At 45.9% G+C, this 20,215-nt stretch carries 16 protein-coding genes, 1 other RNA gene and 1 riboswitch; of the genes, 10 read left to right on the forward strand and 7 right to left on the reverse strand.

The window, feature by feature from the left end; all coding sequences use genetic code 11:
* Positions 1-6 precede the first annotated feature (6 nt).
* From rnpB to QUA78_RS07775, 3 genes are all read left to right on the forward strand, one after another.
* An RNA gene (gene rnpB, locus QUA78_RS07765) (RNase P RNA component class A) lies at positions 7-440 on the forward strand.
* Positions 441-803: 363 nt separating this feature from the next.
* The gene (gene rnc, locus QUA78_RS07770) at positions 804-1,511 is read left to right on the forward strand and encodes a ribonuclease III (RefSeq protein ID WP_333303867.1); all 708 of its coding nucleotides are present in this window, start codon (positions 804-806) and stop codon (positions 1,509-1,511) included.
* A gap of 185 nt (positions 1,512-1,696) precedes the next feature.
* Positions 1,697-2,872, forward strand: coding sequence for a Gfo/Idh/MocA family oxidoreductase (locus QUA78_RS07775; protein ID WP_333398707.1), 1,176 nt, complete (start codon positions 1,697-1,699; stop codon positions 2,870-2,872).
* 31 nt (positions 2,873-2,903) lie between these two features.
* Here QUA78_RS07775 and QUA78_RS07780 read toward each other — a convergent pair whose 3' ends face one another.
* Positions 2,904-4,949 carry an ATP-binding protein gene (locus QUA78_RS07780; RefSeq protein ID WP_333304317.1) on the reverse strand — a complete coding sequence of 682 codons (2,046 nt, stop codon included), beginning with the start codon at positions 4,947-4,949 and terminating at the stop codon, positions 2,904-2,906.
* Between the two features lie 199 nt (positions 4,950-5,148).
* Here QUA78_RS07780 and QUA78_RS07785 point away from each other — a divergent pair, with 199 nt between their 5' ends.
* From QUA78_RS07785 to QUA78_RS07800, 4 genes are all read left to right on the forward strand, one after another.
* Positions 5,149-5,448 (forward strand): hypothetical protein, encoded by a 300-nt coding sequence (locus QUA78_RS07785; protein WP_333304318.1) that lies wholly within the window; start codon positions 5,149-5,151, stop codon positions 5,446-5,448.
* A gap of 179 nt (positions 5,449-5,627) precedes the next feature.
* Positions 5,628-6,287 carry a class I SAM-dependent methyltransferase gene (locus QUA78_RS07790; RefSeq protein WP_333304319.1) on the forward strand — a complete coding sequence of 220 codons (660 nt, stop codon included), beginning with the start codon at positions 5,628-5,630 and terminating at the stop codon, positions 6,285-6,287.
* A gap of 96 nt (positions 6,288-6,383) precedes the next feature.
* Positions 6,384-7,886, forward strand: coding sequence for a cryptochrome/photolyase family protein (locus QUA78_RS07795; protein ID WP_333304320.1), 1,503 nt, complete (start codon positions 6,384-6,386; stop codon positions 7,884-7,886).
* A gap of 607 nt (positions 7,887-8,493) precedes the next feature.
* Positions 8,494-8,751, forward strand: coding sequence for a DUF2811 domain-containing protein (locus QUA78_RS07800; protein WP_050813024.1), 258 nt, complete (start codon positions 8,494-8,496; stop codon positions 8,749-8,751).
* 318 nt (positions 8,752-9,069) lie between these two features.
* Here QUA78_RS07800 and groL read toward each other — a convergent pair whose 3' ends face one another.
* Complete coding sequence (gene groL / locus QUA78_RS07805; protein ID WP_333304321.1) at positions 9,070-10,761, reverse strand: chaperonin GroEL; 1,692 nt, start codon at positions 10,759-10,761, stop codon at positions 9,070-9,072.
* A 469-nt stretch (positions 10,762-11,230) separates the two neighbouring features.
* On the opposite strand from groL, the gene QUA78_RS07810 reads away from it, so the two are divergent.
* Positions 11,231-12,979, forward strand: a complete 1,749-nt coding sequence (locus QUA78_RS07810; protein WP_333304322.1) for an ABC transporter ATP-binding protein — start codon at positions 11,231-11,233, stop codon at positions 12,977-12,979.
* A 211-nt stretch (positions 12,980-13,190) separates the two neighbouring features.
* Here the strand turns inward: QUA78_RS07810 and QUA78_RS07815 are convergent, their stop codons facing one another.
* On the reverse strand, positions 13,191-14,306 hold the full coding sequence (locus tag QUA78_RS07815; RefSeq protein ID WP_333304323.1) for a fatty acid desaturase: 1,116 nt from the start codon (positions 14,304-14,306) through the stop codon (positions 13,191-13,193).
* 797 nt (positions 14,307-15,103) lie between these two features.
* A riboswitch (cobalamin riboswitch) is annotated at positions 15,104-15,248 on the reverse strand.
* Between the two features lie 429 nt (positions 15,249-15,677).
* Between QUA78_RS07815 and QUA78_RS07820 the strand changes: the two genes are divergently transcribed.
* Positions 15,678-16,145, forward strand: coding sequence for a hypothetical protein (locus QUA78_RS07820; protein ID WP_333189678.1), 468 nt, complete (start codon positions 15,678-15,680; stop codon positions 16,143-16,145).
* A gap of 100 nt (positions 16,146-16,245) precedes the next feature.
* Here QUA78_RS07820 and QUA78_RS07825 read toward each other — a convergent pair whose 3' ends face one another.
* From QUA78_RS07825 to QUA78_RS07840, 4 genes are all read right to left on the reverse strand, one after another.
* Positions 16,246-16,512 (reverse strand): type II toxin-antitoxin system YafQ family toxin, encoded by a 267-nt coding sequence (locus QUA78_RS07825; RefSeq protein ID WP_333200466.1) that lies wholly within the window; start codon positions 16,510-16,512, stop codon positions 16,246-16,248.
* Positions 16,513-16,514: 2 nt separating this feature from the next.
* The gene (locus tag QUA78_RS07830) at positions 16,515-16,721 is read right to left on the reverse strand and encodes a hypothetical protein (protein ID WP_333189676.1); all 207 of its coding nucleotides are present in this window, start codon (positions 16,719-16,721) and stop codon (positions 16,515-16,517) included.
* Positions 16,722-16,834: 113 nt separating this feature from the next.
* Positions 16,835-17,944 carry a glycine oxidase ThiO gene (gene thiO, locus QUA78_RS07835; RefSeq protein WP_333304324.1) on the reverse strand — a complete coding sequence of 370 codons (1,110 nt, stop codon included), beginning with the start codon at positions 17,942-17,944 and terminating at the stop codon, positions 16,835-16,837.
* A gap of 151 nt (positions 17,945-18,095) precedes the next feature.
* Positions 18,096-18,434 carry a 2Fe-2S iron-sulfur cluster-binding protein gene (locus tag QUA78_RS07840; protein WP_333304325.1) on the reverse strand — a complete coding sequence of 113 codons (339 nt, stop codon included), beginning with the start codon at positions 18,432-18,434 and terminating at the stop codon, positions 18,096-18,098.
* Positions 18,435-18,551: 117 nt separating this feature from the next.
* On the opposite strand from QUA78_RS07840, the gene cimA reads away from it, so the two are divergent.
* Positions 18,552-20,165 carry a citramalate synthase gene (gene cimA / locus QUA78_RS07845; RefSeq protein WP_333304326.1) on the forward strand — a complete coding sequence of 538 codons (1,614 nt, stop codon included), beginning with the start codon at positions 18,552-18,554 and terminating at the stop codon, positions 20,163-20,165.
* Positions 20,166-20,215: the final 50 nt, after the last annotated feature.

Consider the following 20,215-nt stretch of genomic DNA (forward strand, 5'->3'; position numbering starts at 1 on the left):
GGGGAAAAAGTAGGCGCAGGCGGTTGCGGATTAGCGAAAGCTTGTCTGAGGAAAGTCCGGGCTCCCGAAAAACCAAACTTGCTGGGTAACGCCCAGTGCGAGCGATCGTGAGGATAGTGCCACAGAAAGATACCGCCCCCCGATTTGAGATTTGAGATTTGAAATTTGAGATTGCATCAAAAATCGAGCATCAAAAATCGCAAAGTCTTAGGGGGTAAGGGTGCAAAGGTGCGGTAAGAGCGCACCAGCAGCATCGAGAGGTGCTGGCTCGGTAAACCCCAGTTGGGAGCAAGGTCGGAGGGACTATGGTTGGTTTTTTACCAGTTCTGTTTTTTGGTACCGCTTGAGGCGTCTGGTAACAGGCGTCCCAGATAGATAACTGCCCTCGAAAACTGCTTGCAGTTGAGAGAACAGAACCCGGCTTATGTCCGACTTTTTCCCCACCCAATTTTGGGTAAGGTGCTTATGGCCAGACTTGTCAAGGTGTAGTTAACGTGTTTGCGTCATCGTAACCGTTGAGCTTTATTATTGAAATGTTATTTATTGCTAATGGTTAATCAAATGAAGAAAATTTCTCGATCGCCAGAAGCAGAGATTTCGAGCGTTTGAGGCACTTCTTGACCACCTTGACAGAGCGGACTACAAGCACCCGGAGGACTATTTAGTTTTTTAATCAAAAGCTTTTTAGTGATATGAATCTGATACCATTTTCAAAAAAGAATGGAACTTTAGACAAGCTCCAAGCCCGGATATTCATCCGTCATTCGCAATTATAAAATCTAAAATCTAACATCTAAAATGGTATGATTTATCCGGGTCGCCAAAAGCAACTTGAAACATTAATTCAAAAATTGGGACTGCCGAAGGATGCTTCGATAAAATGGCATCTCCTCGATTTAGCTTTAACTCATGCGAGCGCGTCAGCTAAGGCAAATTACGAGCAACTAGAGTTTGTCGGGGATGCAGTTGTGCGGCTGGCGGCGTCGGAATTGTTGTTTGAGATTTATCCCGACTGTACAGTGGGGGAATTTGCTGCTATTCGATCGATCTTGGTGAGCGATCGCATTCTTGCTAAAATCGCTGAAAGTTACGGGTTCGATCGATATTTAATTGTTTCCACCAGCGCCGCCTCGGACAAAACAGGCGCTGAACCCCGACTGGCCGATGCTTTGGAAGCGTTACTGGCTGCGCTTTATTTGAGTACCCAGAGCTTAGAATTAATTCGCCCTTGGCTAGATTGTCACTTTCAACGCTTAGCGACAGAAATCCGCAGCGATCCGGCCCGCCAAAACTACAAAGCTGCTCTCCAAGAATTGACTCAAGGCAAATACAAAACCTTGCCCAAATATAGCGTGCAAGAAACCGGGACAGTGCAGGGCGGAGAGGATCGTTTTACCGCAGAAGTTCTCATTCAGGGAAAGTTGGTAGCAGAGGGAAAAGGTCGATCGATCAAAGCAGCCGAACAAGCAGCGGCTCAGGCAGCTTTCAATAAATTAGTTGGTAGTCAGTAGTCAGTAGTCAGTAGTCAGTTGGCAGTAGTTATCAGTTATTTGTTATTGGTTATTTGTTAGCTGCTACCAATAACCAATAACCAATAACTACTGCCAACAGTCAACAGTGATTTTTTTGAGTTAAAACATAGATAATAATAACAAAATATGCTATAGTTAATGTGCGATTTTTGAAATTATAATCAATGAAAATCGGAATTGCTGTATTGGGTGCAGGCCGCTGGGGAGTTAACCTAATTCGCAACTTTATCAAACATCCCAACAGCCAAGTTTTAGCGGTAGTAGACCCGAATCTCGATTCATTGGCGGCCGTCCAAAAACAGTTTAATCTCGATGCCTCGGTGATTCTAGCTGCCGATTGGTCTCAAGTGCAAGCATTGCCGGGACTGGAAGCTGTGGCGATCGCCACTCCAGCTTCCACACACTACACCCTCGCAGCAGCAGCGCTGAAACAAGGCTACCACGTCTTAGCAGAAAAACCTCTCGCCCTCAACCTCACTGAAGCCATAGAACTCTGCCAATTAGCCGAAAAACACCAGCGGCAACTCTTCGTTGACCACACTTATCTGTTTCATCCAGCAGTCGATCGAGGCCAAAGAATTATTCAACAGCATCAACTCGGAAAATTGCGCTACGGTTACGCCCAGCGCACCCATTTTGAACCGGTTCGCCATGACGTTGATGCCCTTTGGGACTTGGCTGTTCACGATATCGCTATTTTCAATACTTGGCTGGAACAAACCCCAATTCAAGTAAGCGCGATCGGCACTGTGTTTCCGAAGCAAGAAGGAACAAGCAAGAAACAAGAGGTTCGAGGGAAGAAAGAAGAGGGAATAAATAAAGAAGCAGCAACAGAAATAGAAAATCAATTTCCTCCTTCACTGCTGACTGTTAATCCTGCAGAAGGACTAGCAGATTTAGTTTGGGTAACCCTCACCTATCCCGACGGATTTCAAGCATTTATTCACCTGTGCTGGCTAAATCCCGACAAACAACGGCGCTTAACAGTTGTTGGCAGTTTGGGAACCTTGATTTTTGATGAAATGTCGCCAGAAACTCCCCTGATTGTGCAGCGCGGCAATTCAGATTGGGGAGACGAAGATAATAACTCTTGTGAAAGTGCGTTAGCGAAGCCCTCGAAGAGGATCGCACCGCAGCCAACGGGCCTCAGACACCGCGAAGTCTTGAATTTAGAATCGGCAGAACCGCTACAGCGAGTGTGCGATCGCTTCCTCAACTGCGTGCAAACTAATACCCCCTGTCCTACCTCATCCGGCTCCGCCTCCGTCGAATTAATCCGCATTCTCAGCACTTTGAGCAAATCCCTCGAACTCGGCGGACAGCCCCTAATACCATTTTAGATTTTAGATTTTAGATTGGGAAAATCACTCATCAACTTTTGAAATTTCCATTTTCCGTTACCAAGTCCTCGCTATGATAATAAAAACTTGACTGCTGATTCACAGGCAAAGAAATCATCACCGTAGTACCTTGATTCACACCCGCGCTGTGCAGGGTAATGCTTCCGATCATAGATTCCATTATCCTTCGGGAGATAGCCAAGCCCAAACCGTTACCGCCAAACCTGCGAGTTGTAGAACCATCAGCCATCACAAAAGGTTGAAACAATTTCTGCTGCTGCTCGGGATCGATACCAATTCCCGTATCTTTAATTGTCACCACCACCCAATCGCTTTGACTGCTGTGGCCAGTCGTACTTTCCGCACTGCCGTTAAAACTAGCAGAATTCTTCCTCGATTCTAGCCGCACAGATATATTAATGCTGCCCGACTCTGTAAACTTAATGGCATTGCTCAAAACGTTCAAAAACACCTGTTTTAGCTTCTCCGGGTCGGCATGAACAATAATCGGCTCGTGAGGTTCGGGCAAACTTAACTTCAAACCTTTTTCCTCCATTTGAGGAGCTTGCAAATCAATCGCGTCTTCAAGTACCTGAGTAATATCAACTACTTCTAACATCATGGAGAAGGTACCGGCTTCTATTTTAGCAATGTCCAAAATATCATTAATAATATTTAGCAATTGCATAGACGAGTCGTGGGCCCGCTGTAAGAACTCCATCTCTTCATCTCTGTCATCGCAGTAGCCGTCCCGAACAATTTGAATAAAACCAATAATCCCGTTGAGCGGCGTTCTCAATTCGTGAGAAATATTGCCCAAAAATTCATTTTTTAACTGATTGGCAACTTGCGCTTCCTTGGTTGCCACTTCCAATTCTCTGGCCCAGGATCTGAGGCGCTGCACCATGCTGTTGAGCGCTTCTGATAGTTGATTGAATTCCCTAATTTGGAAATTTTGCGGCACTGCCTGCGACGCTTCCGTATCAACTTTCAGCGCGTAGTCTCTCAGTTTTTCCAGAGGACGCGCCAAGTCGCGAGACAGATATAAAGTCGCGATGATACTAGCAGCAACCAAACCTACAATTAAATTAAATAAAACTTGCTGAATTTCTTCCAAACCTGACAGAGCGTAATCTAAACGAGAGACAGCTAGAATAATCCACTTGCTGTTCTCCTGTTTAGTTGAAGGACTCGGGATAGCAGCGTATCCTGCTAGCAACTCTACACCATTTCTTTCAAAGGAAAATAGGTGGAGAAAAGCTTGTCCGCCGGCGATCGCCCTTCTGACAATACTTTTTAGTCGATCGGCATCTGCCTCTTGGGCGATATTGCGGCCCACGCGGTTGATATTCGGGTGCGCCAAAATCGTCCCATCTTGGTCGATCGCCACCGTATAGCCGGCTAGAGAACCCTTGGGAGCGCTGGTTTGCACGGGCAGGGCCGACTGCAAACTCAAAGCATAACTCAACTGCAGGCTATTGCCCCGACGAATGTAAACAGGAGCGCTCAACACCAAACTCACTTGGCTATCGCGGCCTTCTTTACCCGCCTCTGGAAAATCCTCAGCACCCAAAGCCACCTTCTGGTCGTTTGCTTTCCCCTGTGGCTGCTGAGGCAACGACAGACTGATGTAAACGCTCTTGTCGTCCAGCAGCGTCTGCTGCTGCTGTACTGGCGGCCAAAATTTAGCCGGCAGCGACTGAATCGGCTGCTGCCCGCAAGTGCTTGCTATGACTTGATTTGTCTTTAAATTAGTCAATTGCAAGCAATCAACCTGCGCTGGCAACCGCTGCCCTAATTGCGCGATAAACTTTTGATAATCCTTCGGATTTACAGACTGCAACATCGAGCTTTCCGAAGCGCCGATCAGATTCGAATTCAGCGATTTCGCCCACTGTTCAATAGTTTCTGCTTTTCTGACTGCACTTTCTGTCAAATTTTGACGAGCAGTTTCCAGAAGCGTCGAGCGTGCCTTGCGATAGGTAACATACTCCCCCACCAGTAGAACAGGTACGCTGAGCAACAAAATCCGCGACAGTAAAATACGGCGAAAGGAGGATTGACCTAACTTAACCATAGGACATATCTAACTTAAGGTGCAACACCCAACAGCGACCATTAAAGTGAAATAAACCAGACCCAAAGCGCCAATCTGTCTAGGGTGCTCTGCTGACGGGACAACACAGCTTCCGAACAACATTTAAACACAATTATAGAAGCCACTTGTAGTAATCTCGATTCTAAGTGTGTGGACTTAAAGATGCTCAGCAATTTGTTTGGCAAATGCCTGTGATTTCGGTCACACATCCCTCCTCACTTCTCGGATCGACTTGCACCCGATCGCCCCAGGGCAGATTTTTCAGGCTGCAAAAAAGCCTCGCCTGGACATACCGCAGTTGTTTGAAGCTAGAATCGCAGGGATGGACTCGGCCAAAGTTAAGAGGCAAAAAGTTCGGTTTCCGGCTAGTGTACGGAGAGAATTTTTGCTCGATCGGACTTTTTCTTTCCGAATGCCTTCGAGAGATGGGCGAGAGATGGGCGATGGAATGGGCGATTCGAGATTTTGCACCCTGTGAAAGATTTCTTTTGACATCCGATTGATTCGGTGACAACAATTCACCTGTCAAACAAAAAGAATGAGATCATCGAGCTGCAGATAGACTCTGACAACCCTAAGCTGGCGAACGTTTGCCCAAACAGTACACCCACGCTCCGTAAATTGGCGGTCTCGGCAATAATTTCCATAGCTTAATCGATGAAAAAAAACTTTAGCAATTATACGTATTATTACACAAACAACCGTCCCAGATATCATCACGCTTATTTGATATCTCCCCTTTTAGAAATGCTGGCGACACTTCAGGAGGCCAGCAAGACACAGCTCCGAGTTTTGGATCTCGGCTGCGGCAATGGCAGCCTCAGTCACGTCATCGCAGAGCACGGCTGCGAAGTTGTCGGCGTTGACACTTCTGCACACGGAATTGCCATCTCCTGTCAAAGTTTCCCCGACAGTCAGTTTATCCAAGCAGATATTTACGACCTCCCAGATACCGATATGCTGCACTCATTTGATGTTGTCTTAGCCATTGAAGTAATCGAACACTTGCTTTATCCTAAAGAACTAGCAAAAGCTGCAAAAAAATGCCTCAAGCCGGGAGGAAGGCTAATTATTTCCACACCCTATCACGGCTATTTAAAAAACCTGGCGTTAGCTATTTCTGGCAAACTAGATAAACATTTTACCGTACTTTGGGATAACGGTCACATTAAATTTTTTTCAGTAAAGACGCTGACCAAGTTATTAACATCTGAAGGATACACCGACATAAAATTTAAATTTGCTGGTCGGTGTCCCTATCTTTGGAAATCAATGTTATGCTCTAGTAATTTCTCGGGAGAAGCGGAAAAATCATAAGTTTTGAGTGGTGACTTTTCATCCCATTAAGTTGTCGGAATAGACAACCAGCGCTCAGGAAAAGTAAAATATAATTTTTAGGGTAAAAAAAGTAAAATGACTGTTGGCGTTTGGATATTAGGCGATCAACTTTGGCAGAACCAAGCTGCTCTAAACCGCACAGATGATAACTCTTCCCTACCCGTAATTTTAATTGAATCTTGGCAGCACGTTCAACAGCGCCGCTACCACCGACAAAAATTAGTATTAATTTGGTCGGCAATGCGGCACTTCGCTGAAGAATTGCGGGGCGGCGGCGGCCAAGTCACTTACAAAACATCGGGCGACTTTGAAACACCTCTCAAAGCTTGGATACAAGCTCACAATATCACCGAATTGCGGGTGATGGCTCCCAACGATCGACCTTTTTTACAGCTCATTCAAAACTTGCAACTCCCCTGCAAAACAACCCTGATTCCAAACAATCAATTCCTCTGGACAGAAACAGAATTCAAAGATTGGGCGTCAAGCCGCAAACGTTTGTTAATGGAAGACTTCTATCGAGCCAGCCGCCAGCGTTTCCAAGTTTTAATGGATGGGAATAAGCCTGTCGGAGGCCAGTGGAATTTTGACAAAGAAAATCGTCAGCCACCCAAAGGAAAACTGGATACACCGAAACCTCTCTGGTTTGAACCGGATGCCATAACTCAAGAAGTTATCGCACAAGTTAAATCTCTATCTTTCCCAACTTACGGAAACATTGAACCTTTTCGCTGGGCGGTTACACGAGAGCAAGCACTGCAAGTATTAGATAATTTCATCGAACAGTGTCTCCCCGCTTTTGGTCCTTATCAAGATGCAATGGTAACGGGGGAGGAAACAATGTGGCATTCCCTACTTTCTCCGTATCTCAATATAGGCTTGCTGCATCCTTTTGAAGTTATTCAAGCTGCCGAAACAGCTTACCTTGAAAAAAACTTAAATTTAAACAGCGTCGAAGGTTTTATCCGCCAAATTCTGGGCTGGCGAGAATACATTCGCGGTGTGTATTTTTACGTGGATGCTGATTATTTTGAGAAGAATTGGTTCAACCACACTCAGCCGCTGCCGGAGTTTTTTTGGGACGCTAGCAAAACAGATATGAACTGTTTGCGCCAAGTTTTAACTCAAGTCGAAGTCAGCGGTTACGGGCACCATATCCAGCGGTTGATGATTTTGAGCAATTTTGGTCTAATTGCGGGAATCTCGCCCCAGGAGCTAGAAAAGTGGTTCCACAGTGCGTTTGTTGATGCCTACGACTGGGTAATGCAGACTAATGTGCTGGGCATGGGTTTGTTTGCTGACGGCGGTGTGTTGGCGTCGAAGCCCTATGCTGCTTCTGCCAATTACATCAATAAAATGAGCGATTATTGTCGGGGGTGCAAATTCGATCGCACAGTGCGATCCGGCGAAAATGCCTGTCCCTTCAACTTCTTCTACTGGGATTTCCTAGCGCGCCACCGGGACAAACTTCAGTCGATCGGTCGCATGAGCTTTATCTTAGCCAATCTCGACAAAATGCCGCCTGCAGAATTGGCAACCATCCGCCAAAAAGCGGCAGAGTGGCACTTAGGAAGTTGACTGTTGTCAGTTGTCATTTGTCATTTGTTAATCCTTTGGAGTGGCTAATAACAAATAACCAATAACATTAATCAACAGTCAACAATGCCCCATGCCCCATGCCCCATGCCCCATGCCCCATGCCCCATGCCCTTAACATTAATCAACAGTCAACAGTCAACAGTCAACAGTCAACAATGCCCCATGCCCCATGCCCTTTGCAATTCTTATTTTTTCCATGACTTTTCCCTAAACATTCCACAGCGTTTCCACAGGCAAGTCTGAGGTTTTCCACAGATTAGACTAAGTTTTCCACAGAAATTAACGGCACGGTAGCATCTTGCTGCGGAATTGGGGATTTCGTTAACTTGCTGCCCAATCCCTCATAAAACCCGCAAAACATAAAGATATGTAACAAAAAATGCCCAGAAAAGCTTATTATTTGGTAAACCTTTTTTTTATATAAAGGACTTTGTAATATTTCGCAACATTGACAAACCCACCCCCTGATAGCGCACAATGATGCGACCGACCTAAAAAAAAGCGCTCTGATTTCGGCTGTGCCTGCACCTGTATCCGGCCGAAGGGGGGTTCTGTTTTCAATTTATTAGCGAGACTAAAAAAAATGATGAACCCAACAGTCAGTATTTTTGCCGAAATTCCCGAAACGCTGCACGATTCTCTCAAAACTTACCTGGAAACCCATCCCGAATGGGATCTAGACCGAGTATTTTGCGCGGCCCTGTCGCTGTTTTTGTTGCAAAATGCCGATAGCGGTACGCCTGAAGCTTCGCGCAGCTATCGCCAAGCTGCGAGAGTTTATCTCGAAACTCTGTTTCAATCTCCTCAAGACTTGCACAGCAACAATGTAACTCCGTCGTCTTAAAGGAGATTGGGAGAGGGGGAGACGCCGTTTCTTGGAAGAATCCTCGTTGATCGATCGGGTAAGGCGCGCACTGCATAGGTGCCAACTTAAGCGTAAAATTCATGAGAACTCTCGCTTTTAGCTTAGTCCCGATCCCCATTGCATCTCCCTTAAGAAGGGGGACTTTGATAGCTTCAAGTCCCCCCGGACTATCAGGGGGGCGCCGGGGGGATAAGCTGCCCTAATCGTCAAACACTAGACGGTACTACATAAAACGCGCTTGTTTACACCAATGGTGCTTATGGCGCACCCTACAGACTACAGACTAATGACTGAAGACTACATCATGCCCATGCCGCCCATGCCGCCCATGCCGCCCATGCCGCCCATGCCGCCCATGCCGCCCATGCCGCCCATGCCACCCATGTCGCCCATGTCGCCGCCGGCTTTTTTCTTCTCGGGTTTTTCGACAATCACAGCTTCAGTGGTCAAAACCATACCAGCGATGGAACCGGCATTTTGCAAAGCCGATCGCACCACCTTAGCGGGGTCAATAATCCCAGCGGCAATCATATCTTCGTACACGTCGGTGAGAGCGTTGTAGCCAACGTTGAACTCGCTCGCCCGCACTCGCTCGATGACGATGGAACCTTCAACGCCGGCATTATCAGCAATTTGACGCAAAGGAGCTTCCAAAGCTTTAGCAACCAAGTCAGCACCTACTTGTTCTTCGCTGTCTAAAGTATTTCTGATCGCATCTATTTTTGTAATCAGGTGAAGTAGCGTCGTGCCGCCTCCGGCAACGATACCTTCTTCCACAGCAGCTTTAGTAGCGTTCAGAGCGTCTTCAATACGCAGTTTACGGTCTTTGAGCTCGGTTTCGGTAGCTGCGCCGACTTTAATTACAGCGATACCGCCGGCGAGTTTGGCGATGCGTTCGGTTAGCTTTTCCTTGTCGTAGTCGGAATCCGTCGCTTCTAGCTGCTTGCGGATTTGGTCGATCCGTTTTAGCACGTCAGCTTTGTGTTCCTCGCCAGAAACAATGATCGTGTTTTCTTTGTCGATCGTAATTTTGCGGGCGGTACCGAGCATTTCTAGGGTTGCGGTATCGATGCTGAGTCCGACTTCTTCCGAAATCAGTTGACCGCCGGTGAGCACGGCGATATCTTGAAGCATAGCTTTGCGTCGCTCGCCAAAACCAGGAGATTTCGTTGCTGCGATGTTCAATACGCCGCGGGCTTTGTTGACTACCAGAGTTGCCAAAGCTTCGCCTTCAATATCTTCGGCGATAATTAGCAGCGGTTGACCGGTGCGGGCGATTTTTTCGAGAACTGGAATTAGTTCTTGAATCGAGCTAATTTTTTTGTCGGTAATCAGGATGCGAGCGTTTTCGTACTCAACTTCCATGCGATCGCCGTTAGTGACGAAATACGGAGAAAGATATCCGCGATCGTACTGCATCCCTTCGACCACTTCCAATTCTGTTGTCAGAGATTTCGACTCTTCAACAGTAATTACGCCGTCTTTCGTGACTTTTTCCATTGCTTGGGCAATCATGGCGCCGACTTCTTCGTCGTTACCGGCGGAGACAGTGGCGACCTGAGCAATTGCAGCCCCTTCGACGGGTTTCGCCAATTTTGCGATTTCCAGTACCAAATGGGCGATCGTTTTTTCAATCCCTCGGCGCAGCGCGACTGGGTTCGCGCCAGCAGCGACATTCTTCAAACCTTCGCGAATCAGGGATTGAGCTATAACCGTTGCGGTTGTAGTGCCGTCGCCTGCGATATCTTTAGTTTTGGAGGCGACTTCTTGAATTAAGCGAGCGCCGGCATTTTCCAGGGGATCTTCAAGTTCGATCTCCCTAGCAACGGTGATACCGTCGTTAACGATTTGGGGAGCGCCGTATTTCTTTTCCAATAGGACATTCCGACCTTTCGGGCCCAAGGTGATGCGGACAGCATCGGCGAGTTGATTGACGCCGCGTTCTAGTGCCCGCCGAGATTTGTCGCTAAATGCAACTATTTTGGTCATGTTTGTCTCCTGTCGCTTACATTAGCAAATTTAGCACTCTCTGAGTCTGAGTGCTAAGTCGATCAATTTTTGATTGTAGCGCGCCCCAATGCTGGGGGGGATTGCGAGGGCGGATTGGAGATTTGGGCGATCGTTGCCAGTAGCTAAGGACACGGCACTGCCGTGTCCCCACAGCGGGTAGGTAGGGACACGGCACTGCCGTGTCCTCAGAGATCTCGTGTATCCACAGATCTCGTGTGCCCACAGATATAATGTGGTTTGTGACATAATCGATCGAATTTTGGTTCGGCCCCAAACCCAACTTTTATGGCGCGTCATCGCAAAGCAGAATTTTTATTCAAAAATTTCTTAACTTCTGCCTTCGATCATCTACCTTCGGATAGAGCTTGTATTATTTTTTTTCTGGCTTCTACCTTCTAACTAATACCTTCTTCCTTTCCTCAATTAATCTCAAATTACCCGCTAACACATGGCTCGTTATTCTCGACTGCAAAAACTCGGCTCTTATATGCGCCCGCACTGGAAACCAACATTCTGGGGCGTTTTTTCGCTGTTAATTGTCAATGCTGTGGGCGTTTACATTCCCCTGCTAATTCGGAATGCAGTTGACACTCTCCAAGTTGCGACTAAATTTGACCAAGTTTTCAACTACGTGGCATTAATTCTGCTCCTCGCCTCAATTATGTGGGTGATTCGGATGGCATCGCGGATTTTGCTGTTTGGCGTGGGGCGTCAAGTCGAATTTGACCTCAAACAGCAAATATTTAATCATTTATTAACATTAGAACCGTCTTATTTTGCCGCCAATACGGTAGGGGATTTAATTAACCGCGCTACTTCCGATTTGGACAATATTCGGCGCTTGGTGGGGTTTGCGGTGCTCAGTTTGGCGAATACAGCTTTTGCTTATGCTTTGAGTTTGCCGGTGATGCTGGGGATTAATGTACGGCTGACGCTGTTGGCGATCGCTGTTTATCCTTTAATGCTGGTTTTGGTACAGTTATTTAGCGACAAACTGCGTATCCAGCAGTTAAGTGTACAGGAAGAACTGTCGGCGATGAGCGATTTAATTCAGGAGGATATGAGCGGAATTTCCGTAATTAAAATCTACGCTCAAGAAGAAAACGAACGCCGAGCTTTTCGCGATTGCAACGCGCAGTTGCTATCAGCTAATTTGGAATTAGCAAAAACTAGAAACTTTCTTTTTCCGCTGCTGGGCGGTTTGGCAAGCATCAGTTTGTTGGTGCTGCTTTCTGCTGGTGGCGGGGCAATTGCTAATGGCCAAATTAGCATTGGCGATTTTGTGGCGTTGCTGATTTATGTCGAGCGTTTGGTGTTTCCGACGGCGCTGTTGGGTTTCACGATTACTGCTTACCAGCGGGGAGAAGTGAGTGTCGATCGCATCGAATCAATTCTGACTGTGGAACCGCAAATTAAGGATGCTGCCGATGCAGTTGAACTGCCGACTCCAGTCAAAGGCGAAATTGCGGCTCGCCATCTAAATTATACTTATCCCGGTGCTAAGATACCCGCGCTAAAAGATGTTGATTTTACCATACAACCGGGAGAAACTGTCGCAATTGTTGGCGCGATCGGCTCGGGCAAATCAACTTTAGCTAATGCGCTGCCACGCTTGCTCGATATCGATCCGGGTCAGTTATTTGTAGACGGACAGGATATTACCAAGGTAAAATTGACCGAATTGCGCGGGGCGATCGCCTACGTTCCGCAAGAAAGTTTTCTGTTCGGCACTACCATCAAGAATAACATCCGCTACGGAAACCCTTTAGCGGAACAGCCGGAGATTGAAGCGGCGGCAAAACAAGCGCAAATTCACCCCGAAATCCTCAATTTTCCGCAGCAGTACAAAACAGTTGTCGGCGAGCGCGGCATTACTTTATCCGGCGGACAGCGGCAGCGGACGGCACTTGCTCGCGCTTTGTTAGTTGACGCCCCGGTGTTAATTTTGGATGACGCTCTTTCCAGCGTTGACAATCAAACTGCTACCGATATTTTGCAAAACTTGGCAACGGGAACCGATCGCAAAACAGTAATTTTTATCTCGCATCAAATGTCAGCGGCGGCCACTGCCGATCGCATTTTTGTGATGGAGAGAGGAGAAATAGTTCAGAGCGGCACTCACGCTGAATTGGTAGGGCAAACAGGGCTTTATCAGTATTTGTGGAACCAGCAAAAATTAGAGGAATTGCTGCATTGACCAGTGACCGATACTTTGAGTTATACCAAATCCGGTAGCATCGGAATTAATATTACCCACCGCCAGGACACGGCTTGGCCTAAGTCCCTACAATTAATCCGGGTAGGGACTTAGGCCAAGCCGTGTCCTCTATATAATTCCGGTGCAACCGGAAACGATATCATAGGATTTTGGGGAGCAAGAAGCAACCCAATTTATTGCCCCCTCGATTTTAATTAGCTACCTTAGTGAAGGCGATTTCTTGTTGTTGTTGAAACAATTTAATCGATTGCAGACTATCTGAAGCAGCATCCCAAAGAATGAATTGGAAGCAGTCAGGAATATCGCGAATAGTCAGTAATTTTGAATTAGCCAGCAAGTGAATATTAGCATTGTGACAAGCCAGAAGATTATAGTTAGGTATGCGCTCAGAGAGATGATGAATATTGTGGTAAGCAATATCAGCCGAAAACCAATTGAGAATAGTTGGTAATTTTAGGTAACTACTGCCTTCAATTGCCCCAAGAAGATAGTCCCAACCCTCGGCTTTATGAGCGTAGGAACCGTCAAAATTATGCTGAACAAAGAAAATACAGATAAATATCGCTGCTGAACAGGTCATGACAATTGAGTAAACACTCCAGAAAAAGCCAAACCCAAGTAAGTTGCTCAGATAAATCCAGCTACCCACAACACAAATATTGTTCAACAATAAATCCCAAAACTCAGCCGTCGTATACCAATGTTTGGATTTATAAGAAGCAATGATTGCAGATAAACCCATGCCAAAATCTTGATTGAGACAAGCAAAGATATGTCGGATAAAACCCGTAATTCCCAAGATAAGCGCGAGTCTTGGCTTAATAATTAGATAGAAAAAACCACCGGGAAACAGCATCAATGGGTGTCTGAGCAACTGATACATCTTTTGACTAAATGGACTTAGCGCCGCAAATTTTTCGGTGGATATCAACGCCGAAGGGCCTCGGTACATATCCCAATTACCATTATGTTTGTGGTGATAAGCGTGTCCCCTCGACCAGGGGTACTGAGGAATCGCATTGATGATACCTAGCAGAAAACCCATAATGCGATTGACTTTTTTGGAACTAAAAAGAGAATAGTGCCCGCAATCGTGCATCAAAGAGAAACAACGTCCTGAAAAAAGTGTCATCAACACCATTATCGGCGGAAGAAGGAATACAGAAATGGCAGCCGCTTTAAATGCTAAAAACCATAAAAATGTATAAGGAATGACTGTATTGAGTATTTGGTAAGTAGCTTTCAAATTGTTGCTCTTCATATAAGGAGCTAGTACAAAATCTGACTTTTTGATCGCGTTTTTCATTCAGTATATCTATGGTGTGTGGATAAGTGCTTAGCTTAGCATCAGGATAGAGTGGCTATATTGGGCATTGTTTAGTTACAGGTAATTGGGTGAATTGCGGTTAAAATTCCGCCTATGCTTTACAAACCTGCGGATAACATTGAGTTCATTAGCTCCTCCTTTGGGTTGTCTCGCAAAGCTAAAATTCATTCCAGCGTTGACGTACTCGATCGTAACAAACGACAGGAGTAATTGCTAATCGTTGCAGGAAATCGATTTCTATTTGACCGCCACCTGTTAGCAGAATAATAATTTCTTCGGTGGGATTGTAGGTCGCAATGATTTGAAGGAAATTTGAGATAGCGGATGCCTCTCTTGACGGTCGTTACAGATAATCTGTTAGCGATAATTCAGTTAGGAATTGCAAGTGATGCGGAACCGTATTGACAGCGAAAATATACTGAGACTGAGTTGAGACCATTACAGGGTATTATTTTTTGCAAAAAGTAGGGCCAAACTACAGTGAAATAATTCAGATCTTGCACATTTAAATTGCATATTTGGGGCGGCGTCGGGGCAATGGCATACTCATGGTTTAATTATTTGTTGATGTGCAACTTAAATGCTGATTAGCTTAGCAATTGGTGGACGATAGCCTAGTATTCATAGTCATGAATAAACTATTAATTGACTAAAAATCTATCAGGAATAAGTGAAATCAAATCAATATCTTTCTAAGTCAATAGACCGATCGCCATAATACATTAATTTTGAGAATGCTCAATTAACCATCATCTATGCCTCGTAGACGAAAAAGAACAGGTTTGCGATGATCGGCGGGCATTCTGACTAAGAGACTGTATAATCTCATCACATTTGCGGGACAGCGCCGGATCTACGCCGGACTTTCGCCGTTTCTTCCAACGGTTTTTTTTCGTTGGAACCGATTTTTGCACATTTATGAGGTTATCACAACTCTGGTTTGTTTGCAGAAAAAACTGTGAAGCCTGCCAGCAGCCGAACAAATCGCTGCACCGGAAGGCATTAATATGATTGGTTGGTTGCACGATCGGCGTTCGGTTATGTAAGCCAGTATTGTTGCTTGTATCGTCTGTGGCACACTTTACCCTTCCAAGCTCTACGCCCAACTCGATCGCAGGTTCAAAAGTTGGGCTACTCCCAAAAACTTTTTATTGGCGGGCTATATGGGCGATCGACAAACAGCCCGCCCTGGAAACCAAAGCTGACACAACATCCACAACTTTTTGCTTGATTCTGTATCTACTCCTGAAGACGGGAATTTGAGAAATAATCGCACTTGCTGGCGATCGTTCTTTGTGCTCGGAGCTCTAACTTGCTACAATCTAATCGCACACGCGACTATAAGGGATTATGACCGAACTATTAGATGAGACGCTTTCTATTGAAATAGCGGCGCGCATCAAAAGCAACCGTAAAAACTGCTTTGACAACGCTTGTAAAGCAGCATTAGCTACCGAGGGGGCAATTTATGTTCAAGGATTTTTAGCTGTGCCGGGAGCTCCGTATAAACCCATTGAGTATAGCTGGATTGAACTCGACGAGCGAATTGTTGACCCAACCTTTCCCCATCTCGGTTTAATCGCTCAAGACATTCATTACTTCCCTGTACAGCGCTTCAGCGTCAAGAAACTCAAAGCAATCCTAGAAGAATCAAAAGAAGATTATCCAGAAGACGACCCGCTGCCAGTTTATGGCAATCAACCTTATGAATATTACGGCGATTTGATGTTAGGCGGTAGCGATTACCAAAATGCTTACGATTTGGCTGCCGCTAAATGCAGAGAATTGAACCAACCCAAAAAACAGGATGCGAACTAATCAGGACTTACCAAAAAATGGTTTGGCGCGCTACTTACAGCGGTAAGGTGCCCACTGCGCACCCTACAGATACAGATTACTGTAGCAACTGTTCTGTCGATTAATATACTTCATCATGACTTCCCAAATCTACAAACACGGCTTTTCCGTCTTCTGTAAAGTAGAAAAGTACCCTTTCGTCGTAATCTACGCTAAAGCTCCAAAACTCCTTAAGCCTACCGGACAATTTATGAGTTTTTAAGCTTGGTTCAAACGGCTCTCTGATGAACTGTTCCAGCTTTTGCCAAAACCTAGCCTCCAAATCAGCATCGCCTTTGATCCGCTTTTTGAAAGCACGCTTGAATGAAGAACTGAAACTGACTTCCACGATTATTCCTCTATCATTAGTCTGAGTTCATTGATGTTAGCGAAAAATTTCAGTTCACCTTTTTGTTGTTCAATCTGCGCTGACTTAAAGTTTTGATACATTTCTTCGCGACGTTCTTCCCGGAGATATTGCTTCAACAACAGTTGAAGCTCTTGCTTTTCGTCAGTAGAAAGATTCTTGATCGTCTCGACCACATCACTGAAAGTCATAACTTACAAAACCCTATTGTGCTGATTAGATTATAGCAAAAAATATCCTTTTGGTTGACTTTCGTTTCTCGTTCCCCGGCTCTGCCTCGTCTTTAAAAAAGCCAAAAATCTCACTATTTACCATTTTCAAACTTCCAAGATGCAGGAAACCTCGAATAATGAAAAGCAGCCAATAACGGATCTGATTTCTGATTGCAAATCAAATCCGCCAACAATTTAGCCGTCACCGGAGCCAACAAAATGCCATTCCGATAATGCCCCGCAGCCAGCGTCAAATTCGCCCAAACACTAGCACCCAAAATCGGCCACTCATCAGGAGTAGCCGGTCTAAATCCCCACCAAAACTCCAGAATCGGATAATTTTGTAATTCGGGATATAACTTAATCGCTCCTGTTAACAAACTTTGCATTCCCGCAGGCGTATTTCCAGGGGTAAAATCCACATTTTCGCTAGTTGCGCCAATAATAATTCTGCCATCTTGACGCGGCACAATATAAATCCCAGTCCCGAATAAAACTGTTTGCAGCGGCTGAATTCCTCCACAATTTTCTGGTACGCATACTGACAGCATTTGCCCCTTTATTGGATAAACAGGAATATCCAATAATTTCTCAGACCAAGGACCCGCAGCCAAAACATAACGGTCAGCTTCTAATTTTCCTGCCGTTGTTTCCACTCCAAAAACTCGGTTTTTCTGCCGAATAATTTCCTCGGCACTGCCTTGAATAATATCAATTTTTAATTCTTTACTTGCAACTTGAAGCGTCCGAAATAAAGCGCGATTGTCAACTTGAGCGTCGTCAGGATACCACCAACCGCCCATTACTTCTTGACCCAATCCAAACTGGTGCTGGTGAACAGCATCTCTGTCCAACCATTGATAATTAAGGTTTGACAAAAGCGGCTTTTCTTGAGGCTCATTTTGACACACGGGCGCGAGAATTCCCGATCGCCAATATCCCGTTTTCAATCCGGTAATATCTTCTAGCCGTTCCACCCAGGCGGGATACAGTGCGCGACTTTGCAAGCACAAATCCAGCATAGGACTGGGGGGAATTCGTTCGGCTTGTGGGGCAAGCATTCCGGCGGCAGCCCGGGCAGTCGGTTGTTTAGAATCGGCTGTGAGAACAGCGACAGATGCCCCTCGCAATTTAAGTTCAACTGCTAGCGAAAGACCGATTATTCCGCCGCCAATAATCAGAATATCTTTAGATGAATTCATTAACTTTTCTATGGACTTTCTGGCTTTTTTGACCTCTCGGCTTTCTTTATCGTAAGGTGCCCCGTGTGCACCTTACAGTTAGAATTCTTGCGCAAGTCTTACATATTATCTTGGAAGGCGATCGTCCTATCTGCCTTCCTTAACAAAAAATCTATCCTTGGGGTTTCCAGACAGTTTCAGAGCCCTGGCCCCAGAAACCGTCATATTTTGTCACCTTAATATCGCCTAAAACCTTGGTTTGGCATGACAAGCGGCGGTTGGAGGCGGGAGAATGGGGAGGAACCGAAAGTCGGGCTTTTTCGCGCCACTGGGACTCGGAAACTTCGCCCTCGACGTTGACGGCGCAGGTGCCGCAAGTGCCGAGGCCGTGGCAGTTGATGACTTTGGCGTTGCCGTTGTAAAGATCGATGCCGTTTTTGAGCAAAACTTCACGGAGATTGGCTTCGCGATCGCACTCAAATGTTTTTCCTTGCGCTTGTACCTTGACCACAGTAATTTACCCCGGTTAGATTTATGTTAATTTTCATATATATTATCGCATTAATTACAAATAAATCCATCTAATATAGTAAGTGATATATTACCAATTTCTCGATCGCAATTTCCCATGACAAATCGGCTCTGGATCTACGATACCACGCTGCGAGACGGTGCTCAGTGCGAAGGACTCTGCTTATCTCTAGAAGATAAACTGCGAATTGCTCGGCAATTAGACTGTTTAGGAATTCCCTTTATTGAAGGAGGCTGGCCGGGGGCAAATCCTAAAGACGTACAATTTTTTTGGCGGCTCAAAGAACAGCCCCTAACTCAAGCCGAAGTTGTCGCTTTTTGTTCGACAAGGCGGCCGGGAACAACGGCAGCAAATGATGAAATGTTGCAGGCTATTTTATCCGCCGGTACTCGCTGGGTGACGCTGTTTGGCAAGTCGTGGGATTTGCACGTTATTGAAAGTTTGAAGACGACGCTAGAAGAAAATCTGGCGATGATTCGAGATACAATTGAATATTTGCGGAGTCAGGGAAGGCGCGTTATTTACGATGCCGAACACTGGTTTGACGGCTACAAGCAGAATCGAGATTATGCTATTAAAACTTTAGAAGCGGCGGCGGATGCCGGTGCAGAATGGCTGGTGCTTTGCGATACTAACGGCGGTACTTTGCCTCACGAAGTTAGTCAGGTTGTTCGCGAGGTTCTAGAAGCTTTAGGAAGCAATCGCGAAAAATCTTTACAGTTAGGAGTTCACACTCACAACGACTCCGGAGTTGCGGTTGCTAATGCTTTGGCTGCTGTGCGGGAAGGAGTGACGATGGTACAGGGAACTATTAACGGTTACGGCGAACGCTGCGGCAATGCTAATTTATGTTCGTTGATTCCTAATTTTCAGCTCAAGTTGGGTTATGATTGCATTCAAGACGAGCAATTAGTTAGATTAACTCAAGTAAGTCGATCGGTCAGCGAAATTGTCAATCTTGCTCCCGATGACCATGCTCCTTTTGTCGGTCTTTCGGCTTTTGCTCACAAGGGCGGAATTCACGTATCGGCGGTTGAGAAAAATCCGCTGACTTACGAACACTTGGAACCAGAAAAAATTGGCAACTGTCGCCGCATTGTGATTTCCGATCAAGCTGGTTTGAGCAATGTTTTGGCGAAGGCTCGGACTTTTGGCATTGAACTCGATCGCAAAAATCCTGCTTGCCGCCAAATTCTGGAAAAATTGAAAGATTTGGAAAGCCAGGGATATCAATTTGAGGGTGCTGAGGCGTCTTTTGAATTGTTAATGCGGGAAGCCTTGGAACAACGGCCGCCGTGGTTTGAAATTAAGGGATTTCAAGTCCACTGCGATAAGGTTGGCGAAGATTGTATGGCTTTGGCAACGGTGAAATTGTCAGTAAACGGGACAAATATTTTGGAAGCTGCGGAAGGAAACGGCCCGGTTTCGGCTTTGGATGCGGCTTTGCGGAAAGCTTTGGTGAATTTTTATCCGGCGATCGCGCATTTTTACCTGACAGATTACAAGGTGCGGATTCTCGACGGGGGTGCGGGAACTTCTGCTAAAACTCGCGTCTTGGTTGAGTTTAGTAACGGTCAAGACCGCTGGACAACTGTCGGGGTTTCTGGTAATATTTTGGATGCTTCTTGTCAGGCAGTTGTTGAAGGTTTGGAGTACGGTTTGGTGCTAGAAAATCAAGAGGCGATCGCCCTAGTTTGCAGGGTACATTAACGAGTAGAAAATAGCAAACAAAAACCGGGCGGGCAGGATGCCCACCCCAC

Origin of the sequence: Microcoleus sp. K4-B3, from assembly GCF_036704615.1 — a bacterium.
Lineage (GTDB): Bacteria > Cyanobacteriota > Cyanobacteriia > Cyanobacteriales > Microcoleaceae > Microcoleus.